The organism is Faecalibacterium taiwanense, from assembly GCF_036632915.2.
Classification (GTDB): domain Bacteria; phylum Bacillota; class Clostridia; order Oscillospirales; family Ruminococcaceae; genus Faecalibacterium; species Faecalibacterium taiwanense.
This window is the reverse complement of sequence record NZ_CP155552.1, coordinates 2,704,248-2,719,531: the sequence shown is the minus strand read 5'-3', so window position 1 is coordinate 2,719,531 and position 15,284 is coordinate 2,704,248. Positions and strand designations below refer to the sequence as shown.

Sequence of the window (15,284 nt, the reverse complement as noted above, 5' to 3'; positions counted from 1 at the left end):
GCGATGAATTACTTGACCGGAATAAGACTCAATGGGTTTCCAGAACAATCATCATATCTTGCTAACTTGCCAGTAGTCAAATACCTACAATCACTTGAAGAATTGGCTTTTGAAAAACCGGTAACTTTTTTCGTTGGTGAAAATGGGACGGGTAAATCGACATTACTTGAGGCGATTGCGGTTGCATTGGGCTTTAATCCAGAGGGAGGGTCCAGAGATTTCTCCTTCTCAACAAAGTCATCACATTCTGTTCTCCATCAGTATCTAACCACCATCAAATCCGGTTATCCCAAAGACGGATTCTTTTAAGAGCAGAAAGCTTTTATAACACGGCAACATATTTAGATGAGCATAGCACTCTCCTTCGTTACGGTGGAGTTTCTTTTCACGCTCAGTCCCACGGAGAGTCTTTTTTGTCCCTTGTAACAAACCGTTTTGAAGGAAACGGACTTTATATTTTGGACGAACCCGAAGCAGCTCTTTCTCCGCAAAGATTGATGTCGTTGATGATTGCGATTGATGAGCTTGTCGAAGAAAACTCTCAGTTTGTCATTGCCACACATTCTCCTATACTCATGACATATCCCAAGGCTGAGATTCTCGAAATGACCGACACTGGGATACACAAAGTCAAATATTCAGAGACAGAACATTATAAAATCACAAAACAGTTTTTGGATGACCCTGAACGAATGCTGAGATACTTATTCCGCGATTAAGGGAAAGGTCTGGATGTGAAATGGAAAAATACAGAGAAATAATCGACCTCCCTCACCACGTCTCCAAGACGCGACCACAGATGCCAATGTCAGATCGGGCGGCGCAGTTCGCCCCTTTGCTGCCCTCACCGGCTACGATGCTGCAATCAAAGAAACCGGGCGTCTGACCGATGAAAGGATTGAGCTTGACGAGGAAGCACTGACTGCATTGGACATGAAGTATCAGCTTCTCATGGATGCCCTCGATGACAAACCGGAAGTCACCATTACTTACTTCCAGCCTGATGAGCGGAAGGCTGGCGGCAAATATGTATCAGCAGTCGGTACGGTCAAAAAAGTCGATGATTTTGAGCGGCGGATCACTATGCAGGACGGCTCGAAGATTCCGATGGATGACGTTCTAATCATTGACGGAGAGATATTCTCGTCCTTAGAATAATGTCGCTTGCCATGCGACCAAACGAAGTGAATACCGAAGTACAATATGACTGTAAGGTGAGACGCCAAGCAGTCATATTTTTTATATACGGAGGTACTGAACATGAGAAAGAACTTGACGGAGATCGTATTCATCCTTGATCGCAGCGGCTCTATGAGCGGGCTGGAAGCAGACACCATCGGAGGCTTCAACTCCATGATTGAAAAGCAAAAAAGGAGAATGGCGAGGCATTGATCTCTACCGTCCTCTTTGACAACGTGAGCGAGGTTATTCATGACCGTGTACCGGTTCAAAAGGTCGAGCCGATGACCGACAATGACTATTCCGTTCGCGGCTGCACCGCGCTTCTGGATGCTATCGGCGGAGCGATTCATCACATTGGAAATGTCCACAAGTACGCAAGAAATGAAGATGTCCCTGAACATACTCTGTTCGTCATCACAACGGACGGCATGGAGAATGCAAGCCGCCGTTATGACAGCGAGAAGGTCAAGAAAATGATTGAGCGTCAGAAGGAAAAGTATGGCTGGGAGTTTTTGTTCCTCGGTGCAAACATCGACGCAGTTGAGACGGCAAGGCATTTCGGAATTGGTGCAGACCGAGCGGTCAACTACCACTCTGACCATGAGGGAACGCAGCTCAACTATGAAGTTCTGAGCGAAGCGGTTTCTGCTGTCCGATGCAGCGTACCACTGGGTACGAATTGGAAAAAGCGTATTGATGAGGACTTCAATTCCAGAAAGGACGGGAGAAAGTAATGAGAACAATCACCGTAAAAGGGACAGGAAATGTCTCCGCAAGACCGGATTACATCATCCTATCTCTGAACATTGAAGCAAATTCAAAAAACTATGACCTTGCAATGTCGGAAGCTGCCGAGAGAATCGAAAAGCTGCAAGGTGTCGCTGTCCGCGTTGGGTATCGTAAGGAAGACCTGAAAACCACGAGCTTTGATGTCCAGACAAGGTACGAGAATGTCAAGGATCGGCAAGGTAATTACAAGCGAGAGTTTGCCGGATATGCTTGCAGCTATCGCTTGAAACTTGCCTTTGACTTTGACAGCAAGCAGCTTGCAAATGTCATTTCTGCGATTGCGGATTGTGGGGCGCAACCAGAACTCAGCATTGCGTTCACCGTGAAAAACCCGGCAAGAGTCAGCGAAGAGCTGCTGATCAATGCGACGGAGAACGCCAGAGCAAAGGCGGAGATTCTTTGCAAAGCATCAGGCAGTACGCTTGTGCAGTTGCTCAACATCGACTACAACTGGGGCGAACTCAATGTGTATTCCAGAACGAGCTATGAGGTCGAAGACTGCATTCAGCCTCTCATGGCGATGAGCAAGTGCGCCGCACCTGAGATTGAGCCAGATGATATTGATGTGACAGACACAGTGGCTTTTACATGGGAAATCCAATGATTTTTTGACTTTTTTGAAATCCGGTACTCAACAAACGCTCTTATTGTGTCCGTTGTAAAGTGAAGGGACATTTCACGGAGTAATCTTCGTAGAATACGATTTTGGGAGATTAGCAAGCAAATCCGGTGAGTACCCACCGGAGAAAAATCAGTTAAGGAGACCCTGCCCTTAACATCAGATTTTTGCTTGTTGGGATAGTCCCAAACCCTTCTAATCTTTACGACGGAGGGCGCAGCATGGTACGAAGAACACGAGACATTCAGAAGAAGATTTGGCTGACACCACAGGAAGAACGGACGATTGCAAAGAAGATGGAGATGATCGGCACGGAGAACTTCGGTGCGTATGCAAGGAAGATGCTGATTGACGGCTACATCATTGTCGTAGACTACACAGAGCAGAAAAAGCTCGCCGCCGAAATCAACAAGATCGGTGTGAACATCAATACCGTCTGCCGCAGGATCAACTCGACGGGACGATTCTACCAGGACGATATTGACGAGCTGAAAGAAAAGATGGATGCAGTATGGCAGTTACTAAAATCAAAGCAATCCGAGGAACTTTGAGCAAGGCAATCGCGTACATTCTGAATCCCGAAAAGACCGACGAGAAGCTGCTGGTCTCGTCCTACGGCTGTGCCAGCGAGACCGCAGCGCGGGAATTTGAGTGGACGCGGAAAATAGCCGAGCAAAAAGGGATGAATCCGGTCAGGATCATAGCCCGTCATGTGATCCAGTCCTTTGAAATTGGAGAGGTCACACCGGAGCTTGCCCACGAGATCGGCAAGCAGTTTGCAGATGAAATCCTCGGTGGAAAATATGAGTATGTGCTGACCACTCACATTGACAAGGATCATGTTCATAACCACCTGATTTTCAATGCGGTTGACTTCATGGACTACCACGCATACAAGAGCTACAAGCGGATTTACTATGATATGCGTGAGGTCAGCGACCGGCTCTGTAAGGAAAACGGTCTCTCTGTTATCCCTCCCTCTCAGAACAAGGGCATGGGCTACAAGGAGTACACCGAAGCCAAACGCGGCACGAGCTGGAAGCAAAAGCTCAAGCAAACCATCGACCGGCTTGTCATCACAGCCAAGGACTACGATGATTTTCTGCGGCTTATGCAGGAAGCCGGTTATGAAATTAAGACCGGCAAATACATCTCCTTCCGCGCTGAAGGTCAGGAGCGGTTTACCCGTTCTAAGACCATCGGAGAGAACTACACCGAGGAACGCATCAAGGAGCGTATTGCCGGACGGACGCCCCGAAGAAGTCAGAGACAAGCCACGCCGAAGGGCATCTCTCTTATCGGAGATATTCAGGCGCGTATCAGGCTCATCGACAGCAAGGGTTACGAGCATAAAGCAAAGCTCACTATCCTCAAGGAAGCGGCACGGACACTCAACTATCTCACGGAAAACAACTTGCTTCAATACGCCGATCTTGAGAAGAAGGTCGAGGATGTTCACAGCTCCTATGACCGTACCGGCAAGGAACTGAAAGGCGTTGAAGCACGTCTGCGGGAAGTCCAGCCGCTTATCAAAAACATCTCCAACTACCAGCGGCTCAAGCCCGTATATGACGCATTCCAGAAGGCAAAAGATAAGCCGGGTTTCAAAGCAAAGCACGAAGCCGAGCTTGTGATCTTTGAGGCAGCGAGAAGCACATTACTTGCCATGCAGGGCGATGAAAAACTGCCGAGCTTGAAGACACTGCAAGCGGAACAGCAGCGACTTCTTGAAGAGCAACAGCGGCTCTATGATGAACGTGTGAAGCTCAAAAAAGAAGTAAAGCAAATAGAGACGATCAAGTCTAATGTTGATACGTTTCTCGCTCCTTCTGTTGACCATGACCGTGATCATCTGCGCAGCACACAACGCGAATAGTCCTTTCAAAAGCAGGGCATCTCCTGTTGACCGGAGATGCCCTGCATCCTTAAGAGAAGGTTCGAGAAGTTGAAACTTTTTCTTTAATTTCTGCATCAACGGATTGCTTTTGAGAACGAAATCCAGTATAATATTATAAGCGATGTTGAATGCAAGCAAGCGAAAGGATGGTTGCCGTGCGCATAAGCTATAAGAAACTATGGATGCTTCTTCTGGAACGCGACATAAAGAAGGCTTCTCTACGACATGAAGTAGGGCTGTCTGCCGGAACATGGACAAAACTGAATAAGGGGGAAGAAGTGTCCCTCTCTATTTTGCTGCGCATTTGTGATTACTTGAACTGTGACATCGGAGATATATGTGAGGCTGTGCGAACGGACAAGAACTGAGTCCGGTTTTTCGTACAGCTCTTTTTGTAAAATAGGTTAGATAAATACACAGGGAGGATTTTGATATGGCACGAGCCGCATCGGCACCGAAGAAGGAGATTTCTATGGAGGAAGCTCTGTGGAAGTCCGCAGATAAACTCCGTGGTTCTGTCGAGCCAGCAGAATATAAACACGTCGTTCTCAGTCTCTTCTTTTTGAAGTTTGCCAGCGATAAGTTTGAGGCACAAAGGAAAGCTATTTCTGAAAAATACGGTGAGAAGTTTGTTGACAATGTTGCCTTCTATACGAAGGATAATGTATTCTTCCTGCCTGAGATCAGCCGTTGGTCTTTCATCATGGAGAATGCGAAACAGGATGACATTGCGCTGAAAATCGACACCGCCCTCTATACGATTGAGAAAGCGAATCCCGCACTGAAAGGCGCACTGCCGGACAACTACTACTCACGTCTTCACATCGACACAGCAAAGCTGGCATCACTGCTGGACGAGATTGATAAGATCAACACCGGCGATAAAGAGAATGACATTATCGGGCGGGTCTACGAATACTTCCTGAGCAAGTTTGCTCTTGCGGAAGGCAAGGGCAAGGGCGAGTTCTATACGCCGAAGTGTATTGTCAATTTGATTGCAGAAATGATTGAACCGTATGATGGCATTCTGTACGACCCTTGTTGCGGTTCTGGCGGTATGTTCGTGCAGTCAATGAAGTTCGTGGAGGCACATCACGGCAACAAGAAGAAGGTCTCTATCTATGGTCAGGAATATACAAACACGACGTACAAGCTGTGCAAAATGAATCTGGCTATTCGCGGCATCTCTGCAAACCTCGGAGAAATGGCAGCGAACACATTCACCAATGACCAGCACAAGGACCTCAAGGCAGATTACATTATGGCAAACCCGCCTTTTAATCAGAAAGAATGGCGTGGTGATAATGAGCTGATTGATGATCCGCGCTGGGACGGCTATGAAGTTCCGCCCACGAGTAACGCAAACTATGGCTGGATTCTGAACATTGTTTCAAAGCTCTCTCAGAACGGTGTTGCCGGTTTCCTGCTTGCAAACGGCGCACTATCTGACGATGGTACAGAGTTAAAAATCCGCCGTCAGCTTATAGAGAACAATCTCGTCGAGGCAATCATTATCCTTCCCCGAAACCTCTTCTACACCACGGACATCAGCGTTACGCTTTGGATTCTGAACAAGAATAAAAAGGCTCGTGTGGTTGAAGAAAACGGTGAAGTAAAACGCTTCCGTAACCGTGAGCGCGAGATCCTTTTCATGGACTTGCGGCAAATGGGAAGCCCTTATGAAAAGAAGTATATTGAACTGACAGAAGAAGACCGTGCAAAAGTCACGGGCGTCTATCACGCATGGCAGCAGGAAGGCTATGAAGAAACTTATCAGAATGTGCCTGAATTTTGTTACAGCGCATCCTTCGATGAGGTTGCTGAAAAGGGCTTTACCCTTGTTCCGAGCCGTTACATTGAGTTTGTAAACCGCGATGAGAACATCGACTTTGATACGAAAATGAAGGCGCTGCAAAGTGAACTGCGCGATCTGCTCATTGCAGAAGAAAAGTCAAAGGCAGACCTGTTGACCGTGTTTAAGGAGCTGGGCTATGAAATCGAATTATGAACCTCTTGGTAAACACATTCGGCTTGTTGATTATCGAAACTCCGAGGAAGTCACCAGCACTGTTCTTGGCATAAGCATCGACAAAGAGTTTATGCCTTCCGTCGCAAATGTAATTGGCACAGATTTGAGTCGGTATAAACTGATCAGCAAGGGGCTATTTGCCTGTAATCCAATGCACGTTGGACGCGATGAACGTCTTCCGATTGCGCTCTATGAGAAAGACAACGCCGCAATAGTTTCTCCGGCGTATTTCATGTTTGAGATTATTGACCGCGATGTCTTAAATGAAGAGTATTTGATGATGTGGTTTCGTAGACCGGAGTTTGACCGTGAATGCTGGTTCATGACGGATGGCAGTGTTCGTGGCGGCATCTCATGGGATGATCTTTGCCGCATTCAGCTCCCGGTTCCTCCCTACGAGCGGCAGCTTGATGTAGTAGAATCCTATCGAGCAATCACAAGGCGAATTGCTATGAAGAAGGAGATAAATGATAATTTGGTTGCGACCGTCAACGCAATCTATCGCAAGATGTTTATTGATGGAGGCAAAATATATCCGACTGTTCCGCTAAAACAACTTTGCTCGAAAATCGGAAGTGGTGCAACGCCCAAAGGTGGAAAAACAGCCTATCGAGAGTCTGGCATTTCACTCATCCGAAGTACAAACATTTTTGATTTTGCCTTTTCCTATGATGATCTTGCTCATATTTCTGACGAACAGGCGGATCAACTTTCAAATGTGGTCGTCGAGCAAAATGATGTCCTATTTAATATCACAGGTGTATCAGTTACGCGATGCTGCATCGTGCCGGTGGATGTTCTCCTGCTCGCGTAAATCAGCACGTCATGATATTGCGCCCCAATTTGGCTGTGCCAATGAGTTATTACATCATGACAACACTTTGTTCTGCCGAAAACAAAGCTAAACTTATGGGAATAGCGCAGTCCGGTTCGACCAGAGAGGCAATTAACAAGCAGGAAATGGAGTCTTTTGCGATTCCAGTTCCATCCGCAAGTGAAATACAAGATTTTGAGGTTAAAGCTCGTGGGTCATACGAATCTGTTACCCGGAATACGGAGGAAATTATGCGGCTAAATGTCATGCAGCAACTGCTTCTGTCACAGCTATCAAGCCGCTAAATTATCATTTACAGTCCACAACTCTCACCAGTGGCGAGAGTTTTACCACAAGGAACTGCCACTGATTGTCGTTCTCTGAGTTAAAACAAAGGAGAAACGACAATGAAAGAACATCTAATTCAAGAAGTGCAGCGGCAGATGCTTCCGTATCTGAACAATGCACAGCTCAAGCAGCTTAAAGCTGTACTTGAGAAGGCACTGACCGGCGTAACAGTCCATCGAGACAAAGCTGCTGATGTAAGTGAAAGCGTAGACATGGTTTCCTTGTTTATCACAGCCAAGCGAATTGAGGGTTGCTCGGAAAAAACGCTGAACTACTATCGCCAGACCATCTTTGCAATGCTGTCCGGCATTGGAAAATTGGCGCAGGAAATCACCACAGAAGACTTGCGCAGGTATCTCACGGACTACCAAACGCAAAGAAAATCCAGCAAGGTCACGATTGATAACATTCGCAGGATTCTATCCAGCTACTTCTCGTGGATGGAGGATGAAGATCATATCGTGAAAAGTCCGGTTCGCCGCATACATAAGGTCAAAACGGCGAAGGTAATCAAAGAGACTTATTCAGACGAGACTTTGGAGATCATGCGAGATAATTGCTCTTCTATCCGTGATCTCGCCATGATTGATCTGTTGGCATCCTCTGGAATGCGTGTCGGAGAAATGAGCGCACTCAACAGAGATGACATCAATTTCAACGAGCGCGAATGCGTAGTGTTCGGAAAAGGCAGCAAGGAAAGAATCGTTTACTTCGATGCCAGGACGAAGATTCACCTTCAAAACTATTTGGAGAGCCGTAGTGACAGCAATCCCGCTTTGTTTGTTTCTCTGGCATCCCCACATGGGCGGTTACAGATCGGCGGTATTGAAAGACGATTGCGGGAGTTGGGACGACGACTGGATTTGCCTCGTGTCCACCCACATAAGTTCCGAAGAACATTGGCAACATCAGCCATAGATAAAGGAATGCCCATAGAGCAAGTCCAGCAGCTCTTAGGGCATCAGAAGATCGACACGACCATGCACTATGCTATGGTCAAACAGCAAAACGTCAAGCTGGCACACAGAAAATACATAGGGTGAGGTGTCACAATGAAAGAAGGATATAGGCTGCTTGGAGACTTCATTCGCCAAGTCGATGTCAGGAACACAGACGGAAAAGAGGAAAACCTTTTAGGTGTTTCCGTCCAAAAGATGTTCATTCCCTCTATTGCAAACACGGTTGGTACCGACTTTACGAAATACAAGGTAGTCAAACGGGGGCAGTTTACCTACATTCCAGATACTTCTCGGCGTGGAGACAAAATTGGTATTGCTCTTCTAACGGATTATGATGAGGGGCTTGTCAGCAATATCTATACCGTTTTTGAAGTGAAAGATGAAAACGAGCTACTGCCCGAATACCTAATGCTCTGGTTCAGCAGACCGGAGTTTGATCGTTATGCACGTTTTAAGTCTCACGGCAGCGTCCGGGAAATTATGGACTGGGATGAAATGTGCAAGGTTGAACTGCCTGTCCCCTCTATCGAGAAGCAACGCAGCATTGTAAAGGCATACAATACGATTACGGATCGGATTGAACTCAAGCGGAAGATAAATGATAATTTAGCGGCTTGATAACATCTTCACCATTGTATCTTTGACCTCGTGGAGCTTTGATATTTCCGTTTCATTAGACTCGATAACTCCGAGAAACGAGGAAATCTTTGTGTTGAACTCTGGCAGACTTTGCTTATTAGGAATAGAAAGCTCAAATTCCCCTAAAAGCGGAGGATTTGCTTGCGGTTGAGCTGAACCCCCAGCGTTCGTCTGAACAAAATTAAGGAACTCGGCAGATGTAATTGCAAGTCCAAAGTAGTATCTGTATTCGTCATCAATGGGTCTTATTCTAACAAGGAACGATGCAAATACAGAATCGGGAATATTTCTGCCGACCATTTTAGCATACCCCACGGTTGCTCCTGTCCGAGCTACAACGACATCGCCTTCCGAGAGAACATATTTTTCATGATTTTCCTCGCTGATTGGACAATATGGTACACCATTCCAATCAATATAATTTTGAGCGATGTCTGTTATACGCAAGAACTTCGGTCCAACTGGTTCGGTGGTAGCTGTTTCAGTGTAACCGTACTGCATAACTGAGTAATCTTTGAGTTTGCCTGTTATTGAAGCGTTATTTGCTGTATATTCCTTGAAATATGCTCGCATTTGAGCCGCTAAATTATCATTTTCCTACGAAGGGAGGGACGAAAATGGACAAGGAAACATTGATCAGAATTGCCGAAGAACTTCACCAGGGAGCTTTCGACGCAAAAGCCTACTACCTGATCATGCAGCAGTATCGGAAGAACCAACGTAATTATGCCGAAGAGATGAAGGTTTCGCCAGCATTCTACCATACAGTCTATGATGCTCTGATGAAAGCCTGTTTCATGGAGATTGCCAAACTGTATGATACCTCGAATGGTGTCGTGTCCATTGGAACCCTCCTTGTTAAATGCGAGGGAAATCAAGACCTTTTCCCGAAGTACAGAGAAACTTTGACGGTGGATCATGACGGAACAACCTTTTTCTACCCGATCCCATATCAGCACCAACTCAAGCCGCAAGAGGAATGCTTTTTAAGGATCGGGTTGAGGCAGATAGAAAACTCTTCGCCGCGTTTGATATTCCTGATGCGGACAATGTTCCTGTTCGGGTGGATTTGACTTTTCCAGAATTTTTAGACCTATATCAGAAGCGGTTCAACGGACTGAGTAAAAGAGAGATAACATCCGAATGCAGAGAAACAAACTCTATGCCCACAACGATGAGAAGCGCATCGTGAACAGTGAAAACCTTCCGAATCGTTACCCTATTTCCTATCCGGACGTTCAGGAAATGATAGACTTTGCGCTTGATTGTACGGGCTTGATTCTTGGTATTCTCACAGATGTAAACCACGCAACTCAATACTCAAATATAGATGACTGGGAAGGTACACTCATGCTGGCACGTCTGGGTTTGAAGTATCAGGAGTACGACTTCCAGCAAAGTGAAAAAGCCTTTGAAGCAGAAATGCAGAGGCAGTTAGGGGAAATGATAATGGCGAACTTCAATGAGCATTCTCTTGAAATGTCCATCATGGATTTGTTTCAAGATGAAGGGTATATCTATTTGAATGGTGAGCAGATCCACCGTGAACGCTCTGAGGTTCTGCTTATCGACGATCTGCGGAAATACCTCCTGAACAGGTATGCCTCAGAGGGACTTACCCCAAGCGAAGTTGATAGCATCATCCTTCGCCTGAGGTCTATTTCCGGTACGATCTACGAAGCAAACAAAGCAGTCTGCAAAATGATTTGTGACGGCTTCATCTTCAACCGTGAGGATCACACAAAGAAAGACATTTACATTGAGCTGATTGACTTTGATGAGCCAGAGAAAAACGTGTTCAAGATCGTCAATCAATTTGAAATTGAAGGCATCAACAACCAGCTACGCATACCGGACGGGATTGTCTTCATCAACGGCATTCCTGTTGTTGTGCTTGAGTTCAAGAGCGCAGTCAAAGAAAACACAACGATCATGGACGCCTATACTCAGCTTACCGTGCGTTATCGCCGTGATATTCCTGAACTCTTCAAGTATAACGCCTTCATCGTCATAAGCGATGGTGCAAATAATAAATACGGTTCCTTCTTCTCCCCGTATGACTTCTTCTATGCGTGGAGAAAGATTGAAGCTGACGATAAGGAATTGGACGGCATCAATTCCCTTGTAACTATGGTGAGTGGACTGTTCCGCAAAGAACGGCTTTTGGCAGTCATCAAGGATTTTGTCTATTTCCCTGATAGCTCGGACAAAGACCTCAAAATCGTCTGCCGCTATCCTCAGTATTTTGCTGCGGTCAAGCTGTTTGAGAATATCAAGGCACATCTCAGACCGGAGGGGACGGCAAGGGCGGCACATACTTCGGCGCGACAGGCTGCGGAAAAAGCTATACTATGCTCTTCCTCACAAGAATGCTTATGAAGAGTACCTTCTTCCATAGCCCTACAATCCTGATTATTACCGACCGAACGGATTTGGATGACCAGCTCTCAAAGCAGTTTGTAGCATCCAAGAAGTACATTGGTGACGAAACCGTTGTGAGCATTGATTCCCGCGAAAAGCTGCGTCAGGAACTTCAAGGCAGGGCAAGCGGTGGGGTGTACATGACCACCATCCAAAAGTTCACCGAGGACTTGGAGCTTCTGACGGATAGAGCGAATGTGATCTGCATATCCGATGAAGCACACCGTAGTCAGATAAACCTCGATCAGAAAGTCAAGGTCACTGCCGAAGGTGTAGAGCGAAGCTATGGATTCGCAAAGTACCTACACGATTCTCTCCCCAATGCTACCTATGTCGGTTTCACCGGCACGCCCGTAGATGGCACGATTGAAGTCTTCGGTCCGGTTGTCGATGCCTACACAATGACAGAGGCGGTCAAAGACGGTATCACAGTCAACCTTGTCTACGACGGACGCGCTGCACGGGTCACTCTTGATCAGGCAAAGGTTCGGGAAATTGAAGATTATTATGACCGCTGTGCTGTTGAAGGTGCAAATGAGCATCAGATTGAGGAAAGCCAGAAGGCGGTTGCTCATATTGATGCGATCATCGGTGATCCTGACCGACTTCACGCAGTTGCGGAGGACTTCATTAACCACTATGAGACCCGCGTTGCCGAAGGAGCTACCGTTGCAGGAAAAGCAATGTTTGTCTGCTCTAATCGCAAGATTGCATACGCTTTTTATCAGATTATAGTTGGAATGAGACCGGAATGGGCAGAGAAAAAGGTTTGCCCTGACGGGGTTCAACTGACGGAAAAAGAGAAAAAGGAACTCAAACCCATCGAGAAGATCAAGCTCATCATGACGCGAAATAAAGATGATGAGCCTGAGCTTTATGAAATGCTGGGAACGAAAGATGATCGCAAGGAGTTTGACCGTCAGTTTAAGAACGTTAAATCAAACTTCAAAATTGCCATCGTTGTTGATATGTGGCTTACCGGCTTCGACGTACCGGCACTCGACACAATCTACATCGACAAGCCCATCCAGCAGCACAGCCTTATCCAGACGATTTCCCGCGTCAACCGCGTCTATACCGGCAAGGACAAGGGCTTGATCGTGGACTACATCGGCATTAAGAAAAACATGAATCTCGCCCTCAAGAAATACACCAACTTTGAGAGCGACGAGTTTGAAGGCGTCGAGCAGTCTATCACGATTGTTAAAGACCAGCTCGATGTCTTGGCTCAGATGTTCCACAACTTCAATAGCACGGATTACTTCAACGGCTCACCGAAAGAGCAGCTTGCTTGCCTCAATCGGGCTGTTGAGTATGTACAGCTCACGGAAGATTTGGAAACTCGCTTTATGGCGGCAGTCAAACGCATGAAACAAGCGTTCAACCTATGCAGTTCAAGTGAGGCTATCTCTGATAAAGAAAAGGACTATCTGCACTTCTACTGTGCTGTGCGCTCTATTCTTTTCAAACTCACAAAGGGCGATGCCCCCGACATTTCACAAATGAATGCCCGCGTCCGTGAACTTCTTGAAGGTGCAATTCAATCTGATGGTATAGAGGAATTGTTTGAAACGGGAAAGCATATCTCTGTTGATATTTTCAGTGACGAGTATCTGGATAAGATCAACGCGATCCAATTACCGAACACTAAAATCAAGGTATTGCAGCGGCTTCTCTCTCAGGCGATTGATGAGTATAAAAAGGTCAACCGCATTATGGGCATGGAGTTCTCAGACCGCCTCAAGCGGGTTGTTGATGAGTACAACAATCGCCGTCGTGATGAGGCTTTTGCTAATGAAGTCCTTGACGATGTGGCGGAGCAGCTTGCGAAGCTCCTTGAAGAACTCAAAAAGGAAAAAGACTCCTTCAAGGGCATGGGAATTGACTACGAGGAAAAAGCCTTTTATGACATTCTCAAGGCGGTTGCCAAGAAGTATGAGTTCGAGTACCCGGACGATAAGATGATTGAATTGTCAAAGCGGATTAAGATTATTGTCGATGACAAAGCTAAATACACCGACTGGTCTACCCGTGATGACATTAAGGCAAATCTGCAAGTTGACCTCATACTGCTACTGGATGAATTTGACTATCCCCCGTAACCATTGATGATGTCTACAAGGAGGTTCTGGAACAAGCTGAAAACTTCAAAAAGTACGCTCAATAACCCACGTTCCATCGAAAGGAGTAGATCATGGGCAATTCAGTCATGTTGAATGGCGTCGAATATGCCGGACAGCAGATTGCTTATAAAGACAGCACCTATGAGCTTGTGTCAAAGGTAGCATATCTGATCGGCGTCCCGCTTCGTATTTTCCAAAATGAACACGAGCCGCCGAAGATAGAGATATACAACCGGCTTGAACAGGATAAAAATGCCCGTATCATTCGTAATCTATGTATCATCCGCACCGCCATTGAGCGCAATTACCGGAAAATAAATGACATCATACGGATGGAATACCGTGGGCTTCTTTCGATGCCTGAGATCCTTCCAATGTCCAGTATGCAGCAGCTTTCAAATGACGGAATCAGCTTTATCAAAAAGTCGAGTACAAAGCTCTGCCACCACATTATCGAGATCAACCGGCTGATTTCAGACCGCATCAACAACTGCAAAAGCCTCTTTCCAATCTGGATTAACTGGACGTACATAAAAGAGCTGTTCATTATGCCAAACGGCTTGACAGAGGACGGAACGAAAGATGCTGCCGATATTTATTACGCAAGTCTCTCCTACTACCCCTATCAAATGTATATCAACTGGGTACCGATGGACGAGGGTAATGTCCTCTATAATGATAAGAAGTTTGCTACCCTGCTTTATCAATGGCATTGCGACGCCTTCACGGAATACAGTAAAGTCTCTGATGCAGGGGCTTTTGTAAAAAACAATATCTACGACTTCATTGATGACAGCGAGAAGACCGTATTGGTGGTGGACTGCGAAAACTCCGACCCGTACAAGCTGTGTGCCACGCTCAAAAATCTTGATTATGAGGTCATGCAGAAAATTACGGCGATCATTCTCTTTGATGACGTACATACCGCTACGGCATGGCGGATTCTTGAAAACTACACCCGCATCCCCGTTGAGCATATCATGATTGAGCGGATCAAGCAGAACAAATCACTGGTAGACATCAAGCTCACCGCAAGAGCCTGTCAGGAACACTACCAGAAGCAAGTGGATTCCTTCGTCATCGTCTCAAGCGATTCCGACTACTGGGGGCTTATCTCTTCCTTGCCGGACGCCAGATTCCTTGTCATGATTGAGCGGGAAAAATGCGGACCGGATATGAAGGCGGCACTCGCAGAATCCGGGATATTCTACTGCTATCTGGATGACTTCTACTCTGGCAACAGCGAGGACATCAAGAAAAACGCACTATTCAAGGAGATGTACCGCTGGATTGACAACTCCGTTCACCTGAACGTCAACGATATGTTTGACGCTGCTCTGCGAAACACGAGGATCGAAATGTCTCCCGCAGAGCGGCGGCAGTTCTATGAGAAGCACATCAGACACATGACGCTGACCATCGACGAGAACGGAAACGTCAGCATTGAACTGAAACGCGGATAGC

Annotated in this window: 14 protein-coding genes and 3 pseudogenes; 16 read left to right on the top strand and 1 reads right to left on the bottom strand. The window is 46.4% G+C overall.

Annotated elements, in window-relative coordinates; all coding sequences use genetic code 11:
* Window positions 1–3: 3 nt before the first annotated feature.
* The 12 genes and pseudogenes from PXT33_RS13445 (at window position 4) to PXT33_RS13390 (ending at window position 9,255) form a co-directional block, all read left to right on the top strand.
* Window positions 4–719 (top strand): annotated as a pseudogene (locus PXT33_RS13445) (AAA family ATPase).
* Window positions 720–739: 20 nt separating this feature from the next.
* A pseudogene (locus PXT33_RS13440) lies at window positions 740–1,158 on the top strand (hypothetical protein).
* Between the two features lie 102 nt (window positions 1,159–1,260).
* Window positions 1,261–1,916: pseudogene (locus tag PXT33_RS13435) on the top strand (vWA domain-containing protein).
* Window positions 1,916–2,575, top strand: coding sequence for an SIMPL domain-containing protein (locus PXT33_RS13430; protein ID WP_332376775.1), 660 nt, complete (start codon window positions 1,916–1,918; stop codon window positions 2,573–2,575). Before PXT33_RS13435 ends, PXT33_RS13430 begins: the two are co-directional and overlap by 1 nt.
* A gap of 236 nt (window positions 2,576–2,811) precedes the next feature.
* Window positions 2,812–3,141, top strand: a complete 330-nt coding sequence (locus PXT33_RS13425; protein ID WP_005934759.1) for a plasmid mobilization protein — start codon at window positions 2,812–2,814, stop codon at window positions 3,139–3,141.
* On the top strand, window positions 3,102–4,466 hold the full coding sequence (locus PXT33_RS13420; RefSeq protein ID WP_055191613.1) for a relaxase/mobilization nuclease domain-containing protein: 1,365 nt from the start codon (window positions 3,102–3,104) through the stop codon (window positions 4,464–4,466). Before PXT33_RS13425 ends, PXT33_RS13420 begins: the two co-directional genes overlap by 40 nt.
* 149 nt (window positions 4,467–4,615) lie before the next feature.
* Entirely contained in the window at window positions 4,616–4,855 is a 240-nt protein-coding gene (locus PXT33_RS13415) for a helix-turn-helix transcriptional regulator (RefSeq protein WP_006573514.1), read from the top strand.
* A 65-nt stretch (window positions 4,856–4,920) separates the two neighbouring features.
* Window positions 4,921–6,495, top strand: coding sequence for a class I SAM-dependent DNA methyltransferase (locus PXT33_RS13410; RefSeq protein ID WP_009323480.1), 1,575 nt, complete (start codon window positions 4,921–4,923; stop codon window positions 6,493–6,495).
* On the top strand, window positions 6,479–7,330 hold the full coding sequence (locus PXT33_RS13405) for a hypothetical protein (RefSeq protein ID WP_347070379.1): 852 nt from the start codon (window positions 6,479–6,481) through the stop codon (window positions 7,328–7,330). The genes PXT33_RS13410 and PXT33_RS13405 overlap by 17 nt, the downstream gene beginning before the upstream one ends.
* A 56-nt stretch (window positions 7,331–7,386) precedes the next feature.
* The gene (locus tag PXT33_RS13400) at window positions 7,387–7,635 is read left to right on the top strand and encodes a hypothetical protein (RefSeq protein WP_347070378.1); all 249 of its coding nucleotides are present in this window, start codon (window positions 7,387–7,389) and stop codon (window positions 7,633–7,635) included.
* A 102-nt stretch (window positions 7,636–7,737) separates the two neighbouring features.
* The gene (gene xerA, locus PXT33_RS13395; protein WP_332376773.1) at window positions 7,738–8,721 is read left to right on the top strand and encodes a site-specific tyrosine recombinase/integron integrase; all 984 of its coding nucleotides are present in this window, start codon (window positions 7,738–7,740) and stop codon (window positions 8,719–8,721) included.
* Window positions 8,722–8,730: 9 nt separating this feature from the next.
* On the top strand, window positions 8,731–9,255 hold the full coding sequence (locus tag PXT33_RS13390) for a restriction endonuclease subunit S (RefSeq protein ID WP_007046135.1): 525 nt from the start codon (window positions 8,731–8,733) through the stop codon (window positions 9,253–9,255).
* Here the strand turns inward: PXT33_RS13390 and PXT33_RS13385 are convergent.
* On the bottom strand, window positions 9,244–9,777 hold the full coding sequence (locus PXT33_RS13385; RefSeq protein ID WP_238047105.1) for a restriction endonuclease subunit S: 534 nt from the start codon (window positions 9,775–9,777) through the stop codon (window positions 9,244–9,246). The genes PXT33_RS13390 and PXT33_RS13385 overlap by 12 nt on opposite strands.
* Before the next feature lie 116 nt (window positions 9,778–9,893).
* Between PXT33_RS13385 and PXT33_RS13380 the strand changes: the two genes are divergently transcribed.
* The 4 genes from PXT33_RS13380 (at window position 9,894) to PXT33_RS13365 (ending at window position 15,283) form a co-directional block, all read left to right on the top strand.
* Window positions 9,894–10,349, top strand: coding sequence for a hypothetical protein (locus tag PXT33_RS13380; RefSeq protein ID WP_347070377.1), 456 nt, complete (start codon window positions 9,894–9,896; stop codon window positions 10,347–10,349).
* Window positions 10,350–10,419: 70 nt separating this feature from the next.
* Complete coding sequence (locus PXT33_RS13375) at window positions 10,420–11,655, top strand: type I restriction endonuclease (protein WP_347070376.1); 1,236 nt, start codon at window positions 10,420–10,422, stop codon at window positions 11,653–11,655.
* Complete coding sequence (locus tag PXT33_RS13370; RefSeq protein ID WP_347070375.1) at window positions 11,628–13,799, top strand: HsdR family type I site-specific deoxyribonuclease; 2,172 nt, start codon at window positions 11,628–11,630, stop codon at window positions 13,797–13,799. The genes PXT33_RS13375 and PXT33_RS13370 overlap by 28 nt, the downstream gene beginning before the upstream one ends.
* Window positions 13,800–13,891: 92 nt before the next feature.
* Window positions 13,892–15,283 (top strand): NYN domain-containing protein, encoded by a 1,392-nt coding sequence (locus PXT33_RS13365; RefSeq protein ID WP_332376772.1) that lies wholly within the window; start codon window positions 13,892–13,894, stop codon window positions 15,281–15,283.
* The last annotated feature ends 1 nt before the right edge of the window (window position 15,284 follow it).

Bases quoted from the DNA above. Each gene is read 5' to 3' on its own strand.
- PXT33_RS13410 (WP_009323480.1), top strand. From the start codon at position 4,921: ATGGCACGAGCCGCATCGGCACCGAAGAAGGAGATTTCTATGGAGGAA.
- PXT33_RS13405 (WP_347070379.1), top strand. From the start codon at position 6,479: ATGAAATCGAATTATGAACCTCTTGGTAAACACATTCGGCTTGTTGAT.
- PXT33_RS13375 (WP_347070376.1), top strand. From the start codon at position 10,420: ATGCAGAGAAACAAACTCTATGCCCACAACGATGAGAAGCGCATCGTG.
- PXT33_RS13430 (WP_332376775.1), top strand. From the start codon at position 1,916: ATGAGAACAATCACCGTAAAAGGGACAGGAAATGTCTCCGCAAGACCG.
- PXT33_RS13415 (WP_006573514.1), top strand. From the start codon at position 4,616: ATGCAAGCAAGCGAAAGGATGGTTGCCGTGCGCATAAGCTATAAGAAA.
- PXT33_RS13380 (WP_347070377.1), top strand. From the start codon at position 9,894: ATGGACAAGGAAACATTGATCAGAATTGCCGAAGAACTTCACCAGGGA.
- PXT33_RS13390 (WP_007046135.1), top strand. From the start codon at position 8,731: ATGAAAGAAGGATATAGGCTGCTTGGAGACTTCATTCGCCAAGTCGAT.
- PXT33_RS13370 (WP_347070375.1), top strand. From the start codon at position 11,628: ATGCTCTTCCTCACAAGAATGCTTATGAAGAGTACCTTCTTCCATAGC.
- xerA (WP_332376773.1), top strand. From the start codon at position 7,738: ATGAAAGAACATCTAATTCAAGAAGTGCAGCGGCAGATGCTTCCGTAT.
- PXT33_RS13365 (WP_332376772.1), top strand. From the start codon at position 13,892: ATGGGCAATTCAGTCATGTTGAATGGCGTCGAATATGCCGGACAGCAG.
- PXT33_RS13400 (WP_347070378.1), top strand. From the start codon at position 7,387: ATGACAACACTTTGTTCTGCCGAAAACAAAGCTAAACTTATGGGAATA.
- PXT33_RS13385 (WP_238047105.1), bottom strand. From the start codon at position 9,777: ATGCAGTACGGTTACACTGAAACAGCTACCACCGAACCAGTTGGACCG.
- PXT33_RS13420 (WP_055191613.1), top strand. From the start codon at position 3,102: ATGGCAGTTACTAAAATCAAAGCAATCCGAGGAACTTTGAGCAAGGCA.
- PXT33_RS13425 (WP_005934759.1), top strand. From the start codon at position 2,812: ATGGTACGAAGAACACGAGACATTCAGAAGAAGATTTGGCTGACACCA.